The organism is Cellulophaga sp. HaHaR_3_176 (genome assembly GCF_019021925.1).
In the GTDB taxonomy this organism is placed as follows: Bacteria; Bacteroidota; Bacteroidia; order Flavobacteriales; family Flavobacteriaceae; genus Cellulophaga.
On sequence record NZ_CP058990.1, the window covers coordinates 3,358,381 to 3,375,950 of the forward strand.

Here is a 17,570-nt window from a genome sequence, read left to right on the forward strand (position 1 = left end):
GCTTATTTTTTACCTCTAAGAACAGGGTTTAACTCATCATCATTATACATTTTCATCTGTTTGTAGACTTTCATGTATTTGTTTCCCTTTTCAATATCTTCAAGCAATTGATCTATTGCAGTTGATAAATCCTTTTTTTGTTCTAAAAGAATTGCTAGTTTATCTTGACATTTTTTTAGATGATCTTGTGAAGCGCCCGTTCTGTTTGCTTCTTCTTTCATGTGATAAACTTTAAGCGAAAGAATTGATAATCTATCTATTGCCCAGGCCGGACTTTCTGTATTTATAGTAGCACCTTCTTTTAATTGTACTGACTGATATTTATTTAAAAAATAACTGTCAATATACTCAACTAAATCTGTCCTGTCTTGATTGCTAGCGTCAATTTTTCGTTTTAAAACTAAAGCGTCTGTTGGGTTTATGTTCGGATCCCGAATAATATCTTCATAATGCCATTGAACTGTGTCAATCCAATTTTTTCGGTATAATAAATGAGCAACTTCATCTTTAGGGTAAGGGTTTTCAAAAGATTGGTATACATCATCTTTGATATGATATTTATCTATACTTTCTTCGAAAATGGAAAATGCAAAATCACTAAACATATATACTAAGTTTTGTACAAAGATATTTTATTTGTTTTAAATAAATCGACCCAATAAGGCAAGGAATGGAATTAGAACAAGCGCAATTAGTAAAATCTCTTTAATATTAGGCTTTTTAATAGTTTCAATATAGTTAGATAAGAATACTGAGGTAGGGAAAAAGGTTAATAATATTGGTGTTATTGCGTTTGACGATTTAAGTAGTGTTATTACCAAACCTAAAACGAAATACACGGTAATTAAGCGCATGGTATTAATTCTACCTTGACCTGAGTTTGATAGTTTAATGAATGTGAGAACAATCAATGTTAACGTTGCAATAGCGTATAATAATAGCTTGATACTATTTTGCCAAACATAAATAAAATCTAATGTAATATTTATAGAAAAAGTATAATGTTTAATTAAAAAATCGTTTTGATTTAAAAGTGTAGAAACACCTAAGCTAATTATTAAAACAGTTAATAAACCGATTATAGGAACAAACCAGTTTCTAATATTTTTAGGTTCGTATAAATAAATAGTAACAAAGATTAAAAATATGAATAGTAGTGCCCAATCATAAAATAGACTAGATATTACAACCCACAATGTAGCATCAAAGAGTTTTAGCTTTATATTTTTTAAAGATTTTATACTAACCAGGCGCCTGATTGCTAAAAGCATGAAAAATGTGCAAAAAACGGAGTTATGGTCTATTAAAACCTCAGGAAATAGTACTATTAATAACGTAAAAAATAAAATTGTAAAAGAGTGTGGCTCTGTAATTTTATTACGTTTAATGATAAAATTTATGATAAAAACACTAAATATTAAAGTAGCTAAAGTTATAACTTCTTCTATTAAATTTTCGTGTTCATAGAGCTTCGAGAATAGAGAAAATACGGCAACAAAATAGAATACAAACAGGAAAGTAAGTACAATTATATAATTAATTGGTTTTGTTTTGCCAAAAATGCTTGAAATCATCTACGGTTTTTATATTTTTGCTTTGTAAATATAATTAAGATGGAATCATTATTTAAAGCGATTGAAGATTTATTTGTAAACGTACTTTTTGCACCGTTAGATGCATTACGATTTATGGAGAGCTGGTGGGCATCAAACACACTAAATTGGATATTTATGATTATTGGTAGTATTGCCTTTGTTTATTGGATGCTACAGTTGAAAAAATATAACGATAGTGGAGAAGAAAGAAAAGATGTAACTGGACACTCTTACTTATAAAACATTTTAAAAAAGCCCTTTTCTTAAGAAAAGGGCTTTTTTATGTTTAAAGATCAAATCCTAAATCTTTTCGATAGTACATTTTATCGAATTGTATTTTTTCCATGTTTTCATAAGACTTTTTTAAAGCCTCTTTAAAATCGACTCCAAAAGCAGTAACTGCTAAAACTCTACCACCTGCAGTAACAACAGCATTGTTTTTCAATGTAGTTCCTGCATGAAAAACAGTAGCATCATCAATTTTATCAAAACCAGTTATTTCAATTCCCTTTTCATAAGCTTCAGGGTAGCCACCAGAAACAGCCATTACGGTTGTTGCAGTGCGTTCATCTAACTGTAAATCTATTTGATCTAAAGTTTGGTTAGCAACAGCTTCAAAAACCTCTAGTAAATCATTTTTAATTCTTGGAATAACAACTTCTGTTTCAGGATCACCCAAACGAACATTGTATTCTATTACTTTAGGACTATTATTAACTTTAATTAAACCAATAAAAATAAATCCTTTATATGGTAAATTATCCTTTTTAAGACCTTCTACGGTGGGTAAGATTACATTGTCATGTATCTTGTCCATAAACTCCTTATTAGCGAAAGGAACAGGAGAAATAGCACCCATACCACCAGTATTCAAACCAGTATCACCTTCACCAATACGTTTGTAGTCTTTTGCCGTTGGTAATACTTTATAATTTTTACCATCAGTTAAAACAAAGACACTTAATTCTATTCCGTCTAAAAATTCTTCAATAACAACGGTAGTACTTGCTGATCCGAATTTGGCGCCAACAAGCATTTCTTTCAACTCGTCTTTAGCTTCTTGTAAATCTTTTAAAATAAGAACACCTTTTCCGGCTGCTAGACCATCTGCCTTTAAAACGTAAGGTGGTTTTAGCGTTTCTAAGAATTGATATCCTTTTTCAAGAGTTTCAGAAGTAAAGCTCTGGTAAGCTGCGGTTGGAATGTTATGACGCATCATAAATTCTTTTGCAAAATCTTTACTACCTTCAAGAGTGGCAGCAGCCTTTTGTGGGCCAATTACCGGAATAATTTTTAATATTTCATCATTCAAGAAAAAATCATGAACACCATTTACTAAAGGATCTTCAGGACCAACAATGACCATATTTATTTTTTCTGAAACTACAGCGTTTTTAATAGCTTCAAAATCGTTTACACCAATAGCTAAGTTTGTGGCAATGGCAGCAGTACCTGCATTACCTGGGGCAACAAATAGTTTAGAAAGTTTCGGACTTTGTTTTAATTTCCATGCAAGTGTGTGTTCTCTACCACCTGCACCAAGAATAAGAATGTTCATAAGAGAAGATTTTGGCAAAAATACCTATTGAAGTTGAATCAATAGGTATTAATGGTCGGAATATTATAATATAATTGGTTAAGATTGTTTAGAAAAATCACGGTGTTCTTTTTTCTGTAACTCTTCAGAAGATAATGATTTAAAATAATCATAAACGATTTTTAAACCTTCAGCACGCTGGACTTTTGGCTCCCATCCTAAAATTTCTTTAGCTCTAGTGATATCTGGTTCACGTTGCAATGGGTCGTCTTGTGGTAAAGGCTTAAAGATTATTTTTTGATCTGTGCCAGTCAGTTTAATAATTTCTTGCGCGAACTCAAGAATAGTAGTTTCATGTGGGTTACCAATATTTATCGGGTCAGTATAATCACTCATTAATAATCGATAAATACCTTCTACTTGATCATCAACATAGCAGAAAGAACGTGTTTGAGATCCGTCACCAAAAACTGTTAAATCTTCACCTCTTAGAGCTTGCCCCATAAAAGCAGGAACAACACGACCATCATTCAAACGCATACGAGAGCCGTATGTGTTAAAAATACGAACGATACGAGTATCTACACCATGGTAACGGTGGTAGGCCATTGTAAGCGACTCCATAAAGCGTTTTGCCTCATCATAAACACCTCTTGGACCTATAGAACTTACGTTCCCATAGTAATCTTCAGTCTGCGGGTGTACTAATGGATCGCCATAAATTTCAGAAGTAGATGCAACTAAAATTCGTGATTTTTTTTGTTTTGCTAAGCCTAATAAGTTTAATGTACCTAACGAACTTACTTTAAGTGTTTGAATAGGTATTTTTAAATAATCGATAGGGCTAGCTGGCGATGCAAAGTGTAATATATAATCTAAATGTCCACTAACATGTACAAAGTTTGAAATATCATGATGATGAAATTCAAAATTTTCTAAAGGGAAAAGGTGCTCTATGTTTTTTAAATCTCCTGTAATTAGGTTATCCATAGCAACTACAGAATACCCTTCTTTTATAAATCGATCACATAAATGTGAACCTAAAAACCCTGCGGCACCTGTTATAAGTATTCTTTTCATTTATATTGCTTTTTCATCACCGACAATTGCTTTTAGAACTGTTTGGACTATAATTTTAAAATCTAATATTAGAGACCAATTTTCAACATAAAAAATATCAAATTTCACTCTATTTATAATATCTGAATCTGTTTCAATTTCACCTCGACACCCTTTTACTTGAGCTAAACCTGTAATGCCTGGTTTAACTAATTGTCTAAGCATGTATTTATCTACTATGGTATCATATTCTAGAGATAGCTTTAACATATGCGGTCTCGGACCAACGACAGACATGTTACCAAAAAAAACATTATAAAATTGTGGCAATTCATCCATGCTGGTTCTTCTTATAAATTTTCCAACTCTGGTAACACGCATGTCATTTTTTACCGTTTGAAACTTATCACCACCATTATCTAGGCCCATAGATCTAAATTTATAGCAATAAAATTCTTTGTTATCTATTCCGTTTCGGAGTTGTCTGAAAAATATTGGTCCTTTTGATTCAAGTCTTATAACAAGAGCGATTATAGGTGTTAACCAAGATAAAATACCTAAAATAACTACAATAGAAAATATAATATCAAAAGCTCTTTTTAATGCAGCATTAAAAGGATTATGTAATGAAATATCTCTAAGAGAAAGCACAGGGATATAATCGTAGTATTCGAATTTTAATTTTTTTGAAAAAATATTCTTGTTATCGGGAATGAATTTGAGTAACTTAAGGTTGTTATCGGCAAAGCTGATAATTGAGCTAATTTGTTGGTTCTTTAATTCAGATACTGAGCAATAAATTTCGCTTACATTATTATAGGTAATGAATTCAAAAATTTTATTTAAATCGAATTGAGGATCTTTTACGTCAAATTGGTTTAAAAAATGATATCCATAATCTGTTCTTTCTTTAAATACAGATATTAATTGATCAGTTTTTTTATTTTTTCCTATAACGATAACATTCCTAAGGTTTCCTTTGACAACTTGTCTGAATTTTTTTATTAAGGCATAGTTGATGAATTTTGAGCAGAAAATAATTAAAGTAACAATTAAAAAATACTTTAATAAAAGAATTCTACTTATATCAAATTGCTTAAAAAAACCTACAAAAGAGAATAGAATTAAAAAAAATAATGAGAATTGAGTCATTAATAATTTTAAAATATAGGTAACTCTAGTATGTCGATATATTGTATAAAATTTACTTATAATTGATATTGTAACCCATGCTAATGAAATAACACAATGGAATAACAAAGGATTCTGAAAACTTGTAAGAATGTATGAACCAAACAAATTTATTATTGCTAAATCTATTATGTAAGAAATAGGGTTTAATAAATTAGAAAATCGATGTTTTTTAAAAATCATACTACAAATTAAGTTTTTCTTTTTGAGTCAAATCAAGTTTTTCTAAAATTAATATTTAGTAGGTATTAATTTTTTGAATCCAAATTAGTAAACTGAGATAATATTTTTTTATTTATTAATTTTCTTTCCTTATCAAATATCCATCCCCATTTATTAAAATACTTAATCATAGACGTAACGTGGTAGTAAAGTAATTTACTGCTTTCATAAGAACCTTTACCATGTTTATGCTTTATGGAAACTAAAGGAAAATAGATGGTTTTATATTTGTTATAAATTCTTCTAGTTAAATCAATATCCTCTGGATACATAAAGAATCTTTCGTCGAATCCATCAATAGTCTTAAAAACGTTTGTGTTTATGAACATAAAGCAGCCCATTACATATGGTACTTGAATTATTTTGTCAAAATTAAAAAATTTTAACTCATAGTGATAGTCAAATTTGTTCTGAATATAATTAATAGGTAAAAACCTTCTAACAATTAAATTTAATGGTGTTGGTAATAATTTTGCAGAATATTGGATAGAACCATCAAAGTTAAGAATTTTAGGCGCTAGAAGTCCGACATCTTGATTTTCATCCATATATTTTATAATAATGGGTATTATAGAAAATTCAAAATCAACATCTGCATTTAATACCAAGTGGTATTTTGATATTTCTTTTGCTTTATTAATGCCAATATTATGACCCGAGCCAAATCCTACATTTTTCCCCGTATATATATATTCAACATTATTTGAGTTATCAATTTTATGTTTTAAGGTGTCTTTAGGTGAGTTGTCAATTAGAAATATTCTGTATTCAAGTTTTACGTTTTTAAATTTTTTAATAATATTTATAATTTCATCATAATCTGTATTATAAAGAACAATAGATATTGTTAAATCGTAAATTTTCATTGGTTTATTTTTTAGTTGATAAAATTTGCTTTAAAAAAAGTGCATTAAATAAGCCATAAAAAACAGCGCCATGCATTCTTGAAAGTACATTTTCGAATAAGAAAAATGGTATTATTAGTATAATGAACGATAAGTAAACATAGTTTTCAAATTTGAGAGCTAACTTCAGTTGCAAAAATAATGAACTCAAAAATAGTAATAGAGCAAATACACCTCCAGAAAGTAATAAATTTAAATACGTACTATGTGAGTTGTAATTCCCTTCTTCATATACTCTTGTGTGAAATTGCAAATAACAATTATTTAATTTTGCTTGAACGTCTCCGACACCAATACCCATAATTGGATTTTCTTTAAATATTTCTAATGCACATTGGTAGATACCAACTCTAATATTTGAAGATGTATGTGCGATACCAACAGGGGGTCTTAATTTTTGAGCGTTAATTTCATCTAAAAACCTAACCCTCAAAAATGATATTTGTGTTACTGAAATTACAATAATTAAAATAACGGATGCAGTAGCAACAAGCCTTTTAATTTTTGATTTAATGGCTAAGAAAACAAGAATAGATACAGCAATAAAGAAGCCTATTAAAGTTGCTCTTGATGCAAATAAAATTGATGTGAACAGGAAAAAAACAACTTGTAGTATTATTAATATATTTCCTAATCTAGATTGTACGCCTTTTAAAAGTTTATCTATTAAGAAAATTGAACAAAATAGCAACCATATTGAAAAATATGATGGATGCACATTTAAATTTTTTAGAACAATCCTAAATGGATTATTCCAAAAAGTTACTTCCTCTTGAAATATGAAATTATAAGCTCCAGATCTATAGATGTCAAAGAAAACATACACCGTAAATAATAGGCATGCTGTGTTAAATACCGCAATCAATTTATTCAATTGATTAACTGTGATTTTTTTTATAAAAAAAAGGATAAAAAAAGATAAAATTAAAACACTTGAACTTTGTTGAACTCTAGTTAAACCTTCTTTTAAGTTATCGGTATATAATAGACTGACCATCATTAACAGGACAAATGATGCACTTGATAAAAAATATAATATATTTTTCTTTTCAAACTTTTCTTTAAAATATATAAAAGACGATAAGCTAACTATCCCAAACAATCCAATAGATATAGATATTATATTATATTTATAGAAAGGAAAGCATAAAACTAAAGCAAGAAAATAGAAACGGACGTCTATTTTTTTATTAAAAAGTTTAATCATTTATTAAATTATTAAAAAGATCTTTCCATCCAACAAAAAAAGGTGGTTTGATTTTTATTTGCTGTGTAGGGTTAGGTTCCAACTTCTGATCAACAAGAAGCTTCATAAGGTTCATTAATTCAGATGAATTTTTTGGATTGAAAAAATAACCTTTTTCATAACTGCCTAATGTTTCTTTTGCATAAGGTAAATTAGATAAAAAAATCGGTTTCTTAAATTTTTTAAACTCAGTTATAGGTAAACCCCAACTTTCAAGCTTTGAAGGAAAGACTAGAGCATCTACCTGTTCGTAGTATTCAAAAACTTTCTTTCTATCTATAAGACCTATAAAACAGAGTCCTTCTTGATCTTTATATTTTTCATGAATGTATTTAGCATATGAATTCAAACTTTCATCTAAAGTTAGATATATTTTAAGACGGTTTTTGTAATTCTCAGGTAGTTTTTTATATGCATCACAAATCACTTCAAAATTTTTGAAAGATCTTGGAAAACTGGGAAAGAACATCTCCTTAACAGTGGTGTCTACTTTTTTATTTGAGTAGTTTGGTTTGATATCTGTTAAATCAATATCAGGATATGCTACAATGACATTTTTAAGATTAAATCTTTGTTCAAATTCTTTCCTTAGCCAATCTTGTTGTACAATAACACCTTTGTTTTTCTTTATGTTAATTGCGTATAAATAAATGTAAAACAAACTAAATAAAGAAGCTCTTCCTCCATAAATCCAATCTTTCCAAGTGGGTTTATAATATGGGGTAGCATTATGGCAGTAAACATAAAGGTTTTCACAACTAACATTTGGAGTCATATCATGCATTGAAATCCAAACTGATGGATTTATTTTTAATGATAATTTTTTAAAATAATAATATTCATAATATATTCTATAGAACCAATTTTTTTTAGAGTTTGGAAATTCTATATATTTTATATTAGGAAAGTTGAATAAGTCTTTTGAATTTACTAGTGCTATTATTTCTAAAGAATCATTATTTATTTTGGATAACTGATTTAGAAAATCCTTCATAACAGAAAGAGGCCCAGCTTCAATTATATTAACTCCAGATATTACTATTACTTGTTTTTTCTGCATATGCCTAGATTAAATTTGAGCTATTCTGTTTGCTTGCTTGGCTAGATAAATAATAGATTAAAATCATTAAAATAAAACCTAACATCGTATAATGACCTTGCCTTAGAAAGCGTAATATTAAGAGTATTAAAACACCATTATTTATCGCCCACAAATTTTGTGTTATTACGTTGTCTTTAATATTATACTTTATTCTATTTTTAAAAATAGAAAACAATAATAGAAAGGTACCTATAAAACCAATTTCTACCAACATTCTAAATAATAGGCTATTTGCATCCTGTCTATTAATTTTGAAATTATTTCTCCAATTACTAGTGGGGATTACATTATTTAAATGTTTATCATAATTTAATTCATACGTTCCAATTCCGGTTCCTAAAAGAGGAGCCTCTTTAAGAGAGGCTTCAGTAATTTTAAAATTACTATAGAGAGCATATGTGCTCAAGTTTGTTTTTGCAACTTCTTTTGAAGTTACTTTTTTAGCTGTAAAAAGAGTATATGTTTCATCAACTCGAAATTTAACTGCTGGTATTTTATAAATTAAAAAAGAACTAACAAATAACCCAATTATTAGGCAAGCAAGAAAGATAGGTTTTTTATAAATCGGATATTTTGATAAGATTAAAACTAACATACTTAACAGAAGACCAAGTAGGCCTAATGTCGACTTTGCCATAAAAAGAATTACGATTAGAAAAATTGACCTTCGTAAAGAAAGTAAGTTTCCAATTCCGAATAGCCTAGCTACAGCTATGAAGATTACTGGCATAAATGCATAAGCCATAAATGAAGGTTCGTAAAACCAAGAGTGAAAACGTCCTCTAGGAGCATTTAACCTAATTCCTCCAGTGTCTAAGCCTAAATAAGAGTAATCTACTAAAAAAGTAAGGTTAGTTTTAGTCCCAATAAATTGTATAACTACTATTATACCAGCTAATGTTATAAGTAGTATATAGTCTTTAAAAATTTTTATGTAGTCAAATTTATATGAATTTAATAATAGGTATGAAAAAGTGAGTGTTATGGATATTAGAACTAATTGTTTAATTACTAAAAGATATGATTCAGCAGTTAATATCGTAATTATCAAAAATAAAATAAGACCAGTAATAAATAATAAGGTTTTTTTTTTATTTAAATTAACTGATTTATGCGTACAGGCATAATAAATTATATAAATAATCATCACAAGATAATTCAGTCTAAAATCAACACCAATGTCTATTGGTAAAAAAATATTATCCAATAGCACAAAGAATAATACAATTTTATTAATAATTGATTTCATACTTATATAACCTTGATTGGTTTATTTATTATGCTAATGCATCTAATAAGAATTTTTTGGAATCTGCGACTAACTCTTTTCTTTTTTTCTCTATTTTATTGTAATCAATTTCTTTTAGGTGAAGATCTTTATTAAAGTCATTTACGGAGTGAATGAATCTTTCTTCAATTCCTAAATTTGACATTAAAGTCAATTGTCTTCTATTTAAATCCTTCATAGTTTCTCTACCTAATACAGTGAAGTTCCTTTTAAAAATAATAGAAAAGGCTGTCCCATGAAATGAATTTGTACAAACATATGTTGCTTTAGAAAATAAACCTAACCATTTAGACGGGTGAATATTAGTGTAATTCTCAGCTTCTTTGCCTGCGTCATAATGACCTAAGTTAATTACTTTTATTTTCAAAATATCTGAAAGTATCTGAATATATTTCCTAAAGTCATTACTATCTTCTGTTGTGTAAACAACAAGGTAATCTTCTTTAGGTACTAACTCAAGATCTAAAACAGCAGAGTAGTCATCTAAAATCAGTGTTGGATCTAAAACTAGTGTTGGATTAACAAGGTTATTAGATATTTCTGACACTTCTTGTTTTGCAAAATCCTCTCTAACCGAAATTGAACTAAAAGATTGTAGTTTGTTCGAAATATCATTTTTATGCTCTCTATTAAACTTAGTATGTCCTATGCTTGCAGCGTAAGCAATTTTTCTAGCGGTTTTAGGAACGAAATCTAAAAAATAACCTGGATCTATTCTGCCATTTGTTATTTTGGCATTCCAAACTTGATCACTTCCGCATATAAACGCGTCTTCAGAGTTTTCGAAAAACTTTACTAAGTCTTTTTGAGAGTATAATATTTTTTCAGTCAGCTTAAAGTGGTTTTTTCTGAATTTATAAAAATTTAAATTCATACCTACTTTTTTTGCAGTTTTCATCAAACCTTTAGCAGGTCTATATGTTCTTGATAAAAAGTAAGAAGGTCTGTAGTCTATAATTTTAGCATCATAACCATTCTCTATTAAAAACTGACACAAAGCATACCCTTGAAATACAGCTCCGTAATTTAAAACATGGTGGAAATTTATAATATATACTTTCATATTTTTTATATTAAAACGACTTCTTTTTCTATGATGACGTCAAATGTCAATAAAACAGATTCTTCTATTTTTGCTGCTAAGGTAATAATATCTTCGCTGGTTGCATTACCATAATTTACAATAGTAAGTGGTAGGTGCTTTAAGGTACCTGCTCCTCCAATTCTTTTTCCACTCCATCCACATTTGTCTATTAACCATGCTGCAGAAACTTTCATTTTATCTTCTAAGTATGGGAACAATATGACATCGGGGTAAGCCTCCTTTAATTGGTTAGCTTTATCAATTGAAATTATTGGATTTTTGAAAAAACTCCCAACGTTACCTAATTCATTTATGTCGGGAAGTTTAGAAGTTCTGGTTTTTATAACTATTCTCCTTTTTATCGATAGAGGTAATAGCCCAGAGTCTTCTAATAAATTTTTAAGAAATCGATAATCAAGTAGTTTTTTGTCGCGTACGGACTTTAAGTTTACACTTTTTCTTAAGTGCGTAAAAAATTCTTTCCAGTACTTAAAACGTTTTGAAATATAATTACCAGAATAAGAATTCATTTTTAAATCATATTTTGATTTTTTTGATAGTTTATAAACTATCGATGTAATAAGAATTCTATTTTTATAATTCTCAGTTTTAAAAATAGAATTTCTATACTCAAAATTACATTCTTCGTTAGAGAGAGTTACTTCTTTTTTTTCGTGTAAATCATAAGCCTTGACGGTTATAATTAAATCTTTAGCTTCAGTACCATACGCTCCAGCATTTTGAACAGCTGTAGCTCCAACATTGCCAGGTATAAGTGACATGTTTTCTGCTCCATAATACTTCTTTTTAACACAGAAAGTTACAAAGTAGTCCCAATTTATTCCAGAGCCAACTTCGAGAAAAATGTCATCATTTGTTTCTTTAATGGTTTTTATAAAATCAATTTTAGGGTGTATTATAATCCCTTCATAATTTTTAGAGAATAGCATGTTACTTCCCCCTCCAAGAATTAAAATTTCTTTTAAGTCGCCTTCAAATTGTGTAATAAATTCTTTTAATTCTTCTAAATTAGAAAATGAAAAAAATCTATCAGTAATGACGTCTAAGCCAAAAGTATTTGATGTTTTTAATGAAATATTTTTTTCAATCATCATTTTTTCTGTTAATCGTTTTTAAGTCATTAAAGATATTTACCAATCCGTAAAACAAACTTTTTGTTTGTATAAAGAAAATATACTTATATCTTTTTATAAAAAAATGAGCAATATAAGATGAGGTTACATAAGCAACAAGGGAAGCCCAAACTGCTCCCATAATGCCATATTTTGGTATCCAAATAAAGTTTAAAACAATATTAAGAATACCAGCTGCAAGACTTTTTATATATGCTACTTGGTGTTTATTATCAATAATCATTATTTGAGCAGCTACCGCTCCCATAGCAATGAAAACGCTTTGCCAGGTAAATACTTTTAAAATTTCTATTGAATCAAGGTATTTGTCACCGTAAATCAAATTTACTATTATTGGAGAAAGAAATGTTATTAAAATGCATAGAATTATACTTCCCCATGTAATATAATCTGAAAATAATTGAAGTTTTTTTAAATAATCAGTTGACTTACTATTTATTTTACTTTTTATCAATGAAGGGCTAATTACATCAGTTAACACCATAGGAATAAAAACAATAAGGCTTATAATTGATACTGCTGCACTATATTGACCAACTGAATATTCGTTCAATAAATGTTTAATCATTATTTGATCAAATTGTTGAAATATTACAAGTGCTAAACTAGAAAGAACTAATGGAGATGAGTTAATGATTAGTTCTTTACTTATTTTTTTATCAAATTTCCATTGTTTAACTTTTTTAAAACCAATCTGATAAAACATTATTAATAATAATGAAACCATTAAGAGATCAAACATTCTTATCAATATATATAACAATATTGAGTTACTGTATAAGCTAACTATACCAGCTGTTAATAAAACTAGTAGGCCAACAATTATCTCTATTTTAAAAATAGTTTTGTTATGAAATTTCGCAATAAAGAATGCTCTTAAAAAGCGAAGTGTTTGAAAAAAGTATGTTAGCCCATATATTAAAATATAAAACCTCAATTCACTATCTTCTTCAATAAAATTTACTAAAATTAAAAGAGTTATATAACCAATTATTGAAAAAAAAAGACAAGTAATAAATGCTGAACCTAGAATTTTTTCAGTATTTATTTCATCTTTTGAAATTTCTCTAATTAAAATATTATGAAGTCTAAATTCTGCCAACACAGAAAGTAACATTACAAAACTAATCGTATAACTATATGCGCCAAATTCATCTGGCCCTAATTGTCTTGCGACAATTACACCAATAATAATTAACTTTAATCCAGATAAAAGCTTGGAAACTATAGCCCATAATGCATTAATTATTATCCCTTTTTTGATAGTTTTATAACCCATCTAATTCATAATTTTTTTGATAAATGCATTTTGTTGATATTTTTGAACAAAGCACTATTTTATTTAGTCACTAAATAAATTTACAATATCATCAGATAGGTCTAAACTTAATAAAAATGGATCGTAAGCTCCATTTAAAATATGACGATTAAAGCTATTGGAACTAGGGTTATATTGAATAAATTGATTGGTTCTAAAATTTTTTCCGATTTCTGAACCAGAAAAGGTTTTACTGTTTTTACCTGTGGATAATTTTATTTCTAAGATTTCTATAATTGTTTCGTTTCTATTTAATCCTATATCTATTCTAAATTTCATTGGATATGTTCTGTCAGGAAATTTAAAATGTATGTTTTGAAAATTTGCCCCCCCCTTTACATTAGCTCTTACTTTATTCTCCGGAAGATATAAGTCTTTAGGATCTTCAGAATAGTATATTTCAAAAATATCATCTTCTAGAACTTTTGCCTTAATATCAATAATTAAATAATCATTAATTTTTTCGCTTTCAGTTTGAGTTGTGTTTTTGCAAGTTGAAAAAGTTAAAAAAGCACAAAATAAAATCACTAATTTCATATCTATTATGATTTTGAAATTACTACATCTAAAATATTATTTTCCCAATTTGGTATTTCTATATCTAATACTTTTTTAATCTTAGATTTAGACATAACACTATATGCAGGTCTTTTTGCAGGGGTAGGATATTCATTTGTAGGGATGGGAGAAATTTTTATATCAATTTTATTTAACTCAAAAATCTTTTTAGCAAAATCGTACCAACTTATAGCTCCTTCATTACTATAATGGTAAATACCATAATCTTCTGTTTTTAAATCAATGATTTTTAAAATCAAAACAGCTAAATCTTTTGCATGTGTAGGTGAGCCAAATTGATCGTTTACAACACTAATCTCATCTCTTTCTTTACCTAAACGAAGCATTGTTTTTACAAAGTTATTTCCATACTCAGAATATACCCATGAAGTTCTGATTATAAAATGCTCTTTTAGTATTTCTAGAATGTATTGTTCCCCTTTTAATTTAGAAGAACCATAAACACTTATTGGTTTTGCACTATCTTTTTCTGTATATGGAGATGTTTTAAGGCCGTCAAAAACAAAATCTGTAGACACGTGAACAAGAGTAGATTTATTTGCTTTACAGGCCTCTGCTATGTGTTTTACTGCATCTGCATTTACTAAAAAAGCTTTTTCTTGATTTTGTTCGGCTTTATCAACTGCTGTGTATGCTGCACAATTAATGCAGTAATCATATTTTTCTTTGTTAAATAAATTTTCTACTTGCGAATTGTTCGTAATATCTAAATCTTTTGATGATTTAAAATGAAAAGTATGCTGAGGATAATTTTTAGCTACATCTTGTATGCATTTTCCTAATTGTCCATTTGCTCCAGTAACTAAAATTTTAAAATCACTAATCATTTAATTTTTTGCATTTTGTAAAGTTGGTAATTCTAGATCTTTGGTAGAAACATTTAAATCATCATGATTTACTTTCCAATCTATATTCAAACTTTTATCATTATAAATAATTCCACCTTCTGATTCTTTATTGTAAAAATTATCACACTTATAAAAAAACTCAGCAGTTTCACTTAAAACTGAAAACCCATGTCCAAATCCTCTAGGTATAAATAATTGTTTTTTATTATCTTCAGAAAGTTCAATTGAAAAATGTTTTCCAAAAGTTGGAGAATTCTTCCTTAAATCAACAGCTACGTCTAAAACAACTCCCTTTAAAACTCTAACTAATTTTGCTTGAGAATGATCTCCTATTTGGTAATGTATTGCTCTAACAACACCTTTAGACGAAAAAGATTGATTGTCCTGAACAAAGTGTACTTTTCCAATTAATTCTTCAAAAGTGTTTTCATTAAAACTTTCAAAAAAATAACCTCTATCATCTTCAAAAACTTTTGGTTCAATTACAAAACAACCCTTTAAGTAAGTTTCTTTAACAATCATTTATCTTTATTTAAAATACCTAATAAGTTTTTCCCGTATCCACTCTTCATTAGTGGTTCAGCTAGAGCAATTAGTTGGTCTTTATTGATGAAACCCATTTCATAGGCAGCACCTTCAATAGTGCCAATTTTTAATCCTTGCCTTTCTTCTATGACCTCAACAAATTGAGATGCTTGCATAAGTGATTGAAATGTGCCGGTGTCTAACCAGGCTGTACCTCTGTCAAGAATGCTTACGCTTAACTTATTCCTCTCTAAATATACTTTATTAATGTCTGTAATCTCAAGTTCACCTCTATGGCTAGGGGTAATGTTTTTTGCAATATTTACAACTTCATTGTCGTAAAAGTAAATTCCAGGAACAGCATAATTAGATTTCGGTTCTAAGGGTTTCTCTTCAATACTTATAGCTTTCCCTTCGTTATCAAATTCAACTACTCCATAACGCTCAGGATCATGTACCCTATATGCATATATAATACCACCGTCTGGGTCGTTATTTGATTGAAGTAAATTTGCTAATCCTGATCCATAAAAAATATTATCGCCAAGTATTAAAGCTACTTTGTCATTTCCGATAAACTCTTCACCAATAATAAATGCTTCTGCTAATCCGTTAGGTTCTTCTTGTACAGCATATTCAAATTTACAGCCATATTTTGTACCATCACCTAACAAGTCTTCAAATAAAGGAAGATCTTTAGGTGTTGAAATAATTAGTATTTCATTTATACCAGCATAAATTAAAGTTGATAAAGGGTAGTAAATCATTGGTTTATCATAAATAGGCATTAATTGCTTACTTACTGATAAGGTCAAGGGGTGTAGTCTAGTTCCAGAACCTCCTGCTAAAATTATTCCTTTCATATAATTTAGTTTATTGGTACATTTTAGAGTAATATTCTTTATAATCGCCAGAGGTAACATTATCTAACCAATCTTGATTTTGTAAAAACCAATCTATAGTTTTTTCCAAACCTTGTTCAAACGTTACTGAGGGTTCCCAGCCTAATTCTTTGTTTATTTTGGAAGCATCTATTGCATAACGTAAATCATGGCCAGGCCTATCTTTTACATAGGTAATAAGTTTTTCGCTTTCTCCTTCTTTTTGATTTAGTTTTACATCCATTAATTTGCACAGTAATTTTACTAAATCAATATTCTTCCATTCGTTAAAGCCTCCAATATTATACGTTTCGTGATTTTCTCCTTTATGGTAAGCAAGGTCTATTGCTGTTGCATGATCTTCAACAAATAACCAATCACGAGTATAATTACCATCACCATAAACAGGAAGTGACTTTTTATGAATAATATTATTTATAAATAATGGTATTAATTTTTCAGGAAAATGATTAGGACCATAGTTATTAGAACAATTAGTAATTATATAAGGTAAACCATATGTTTCTCCGTAAGCTCTTACAAAGTGATCTGAACTTGCTTTTGAAGCGGAGTAAGGTGAATTAGGGTCATATGAAGTGCTTTCTGTAAACAAGCCATTAGCACCCAACGAGCCGTAAACTTCGTCAGTACTAACATGGTAAAAACGTTTTCCTTTAAAATTATTTTTCCAAGATTCTTTTGCTGAATTTAATAAATTCATTGTTCCGATAACATTTGTTTTTACAAAAGCTAATGGATCAGTAATGGATCTATCAACATGAGATTCAGCTGCTAGGTGTATAACACTATCAAAATTATATTCTTTAAAAATAGAATCGATATACTTAGCGTCTGTAATATCTCCTTTTAGAAAAGTGTAATTTTCGGATTTTTGAATATCCTTAAGATTTTCTAAATTTCCTGCATAAGTTAACGCATCTAAATTAAAAATTTGATAAGCAGGGTATTTTGTTACAAACCTACGTACAACATGAGATCCGATAAAGCCAGCACCACCAGTAATTAGAATTTTCAT

At 28.7% G+C, this 17,570-nt stretch carries 18 protein-coding genes; 1 reads left to right on the forward strand and 17 read right to left on the reverse strand.

Features of this window, described 5'->3' with window-relative positions:
• Positions 1-2: 2 nt before the first annotated feature.
• Together H0I23_RS14755 and H0I23_RS14760 are read right to left on the reverse strand one after the other, a co-directional pair.
• Positions 3-605, reverse strand: a complete 603-nt coding sequence (locus H0I23_RS14755) for a DUF4254 domain-containing protein (protein WP_216784052.1) — start codon at positions 603-605, stop codon at positions 3-5.
• A gap of 36 nt (positions 606-641) precedes the next feature.
• A complete protein-coding gene (locus H0I23_RS14760; protein ID WP_216784053.1) occupies positions 642-1,574 on the reverse strand; it encodes a DUF6427 family protein in 933 nt (310 codons plus the stop codon).
• 39 nt (positions 1,575-1,613) lie between these two features.
• Here H0I23_RS14760 and H0I23_RS14765 point away from each other — a divergent pair, with 39 nt between their 5' ends.
• Positions 1,614-1,835: a uracil phosphoribosyltransferase gene (locus tag H0I23_RS14765; protein WP_216784054.1), complete on the forward strand. Its 222-nt coding sequence runs from the start codon at positions 1,614-1,616 to the stop codon at positions 1,833-1,835.
• A 46-nt stretch (positions 1,836-1,881) separates the two neighbouring features.
• Here H0I23_RS14765 and purD read toward each other — a convergent pair whose 3' ends face one another.
• The 15 genes from purD to rfbB form a co-directional block, all read right to left on the reverse strand.
• Positions 1,882-3,153 (reverse strand): phosphoribosylamine--glycine ligase, encoded by a 1,272-nt coding sequence (purD, locus tag H0I23_RS14770; RefSeq protein WP_216784055.1) that lies wholly within the window; start codon positions 3,151-3,153, stop codon positions 1,882-1,884.
• Between the two features lie 78 nt (positions 3,154-3,231).
• Positions 3,232-4,212 carry a UDP-glucuronic acid decarboxylase family protein gene (locus H0I23_RS14775; RefSeq protein ID WP_216784056.1) on the reverse strand — a complete coding sequence of 327 codons (981 nt, stop codon included), beginning with the start codon at positions 4,210-4,212 and terminating at the stop codon, positions 3,232-3,234.
• Positions 4,213-5,565: an exopolysaccharide biosynthesis polyprenyl glycosylphosphotransferase gene (locus tag H0I23_RS14780; protein WP_216784057.1), complete on the reverse strand. Its 1,353-nt coding sequence runs from the start codon at positions 5,563-5,565 to the stop codon at positions 4,213-4,215.
• A gap of 65 nt (positions 5,566-5,630) precedes the next feature.
• Positions 5,631-6,470 carry a glycosyltransferase gene (locus tag H0I23_RS14785; protein WP_216784058.1) on the reverse strand — a complete coding sequence of 280 codons (840 nt, stop codon included), beginning with the start codon at positions 6,468-6,470 and terminating at the stop codon, positions 5,631-5,633.
• A 4-nt stretch (positions 6,471-6,474) separates the two neighbouring features.
• The gene (locus H0I23_RS14790; protein WP_216784059.1) at positions 6,475-7,383 is read right to left on the reverse strand and encodes an O-antigen ligase; all 909 of its coding nucleotides are present in this window, start codon (positions 7,381-7,383) and stop codon (positions 6,475-6,477) included.
• Positions 7,384-7,708: 325 nt separating this feature from the next.
• Positions 7,709-8,815, reverse strand: a complete 1,107-nt coding sequence (locus H0I23_RS14795; protein ID WP_216784060.1) for a glycosyltransferase — start codon at positions 8,813-8,815, stop codon at positions 7,709-7,711.
• Between the two features lie 4 nt (positions 8,816-8,819).
• Positions 8,820-10,106 carry an O-antigen ligase family protein gene (locus H0I23_RS14800; protein WP_216784061.1) on the reverse strand — a complete coding sequence of 429 codons (1,287 nt, stop codon included), beginning with the start codon at positions 10,104-10,106 and terminating at the stop codon, positions 8,820-8,822.
• Between the two features lie 28 nt (positions 10,107-10,134).
• Complete coding sequence (locus H0I23_RS14805; RefSeq protein ID WP_216784062.1) at positions 10,135-11,208, reverse strand: polysaccharide pyruvyl transferase family protein; 1,074 nt, start codon at positions 11,206-11,208, stop codon at positions 10,135-10,137.
• Positions 11,209-11,213: 5 nt separating this feature from the next.
• The gene (murB, locus tag H0I23_RS14810) at positions 11,214-12,344 is read right to left on the reverse strand and encodes a UDP-N-acetylmuramate dehydrogenase (protein ID WP_216784063.1); all 1,131 of its coding nucleotides are present in this window, start codon (positions 12,342-12,344) and stop codon (positions 11,214-11,216) included.
• Positions 12,334-13,662, reverse strand: coding sequence for a flippase (locus tag H0I23_RS14815; RefSeq protein WP_216784064.1), 1,329 nt, complete (start codon positions 13,660-13,662; stop codon positions 12,334-12,336). Before H0I23_RS14815 ends, murB begins: the two co-directional genes overlap by 11 nt.
• Before the next feature lie 63 nt (positions 13,663-13,725).
• On the reverse strand, positions 13,726-14,238 hold the full coding sequence (locus tag H0I23_RS14820; RefSeq protein WP_216784065.1) for a hypothetical protein: 513 nt from the start codon (positions 14,236-14,238) through the stop codon (positions 13,726-13,728).
• Between the two features lie 5 nt (positions 14,239-14,243).
• The gene (gene rfbD, locus H0I23_RS14825) at positions 14,244-15,107 is read right to left on the reverse strand and encodes a dTDP-4-dehydrorhamnose reductase (RefSeq protein WP_216784066.1); all 864 of its coding nucleotides are present in this window, start codon (positions 15,105-15,107) and stop codon (positions 14,244-14,246) included.
• Positions 15,108-15,650 carry a dTDP-4-dehydrorhamnose 3,5-epimerase gene (gene rfbC, locus H0I23_RS14830; protein WP_216784067.1) on the reverse strand — a complete coding sequence of 181 codons (543 nt, stop codon included), beginning with the start codon at positions 15,648-15,650 and terminating at the stop codon, positions 15,108-15,110.
• Positions 15,647-16,516: a glucose-1-phosphate thymidylyltransferase RfbA gene (rfbA, locus tag H0I23_RS14835; protein ID WP_025616205.1), complete on the reverse strand. Its 870-nt coding sequence runs from the start codon at positions 16,514-16,516 to the stop codon at positions 15,647-15,649. Before rfbA ends, rfbC begins: the two co-directional genes overlap by 4 nt.
• A gap of 10 nt (positions 16,517-16,526) precedes the next feature.
• The gene (gene rfbB, locus H0I23_RS14840; RefSeq protein WP_216784068.1) at positions 16,527-17,570 is read right to left on the reverse strand and encodes a dTDP-glucose 4,6-dehydratase; all 1,044 of its coding nucleotides are present in this window, start codon (positions 17,568-17,570) and stop codon (positions 16,527-16,529) included.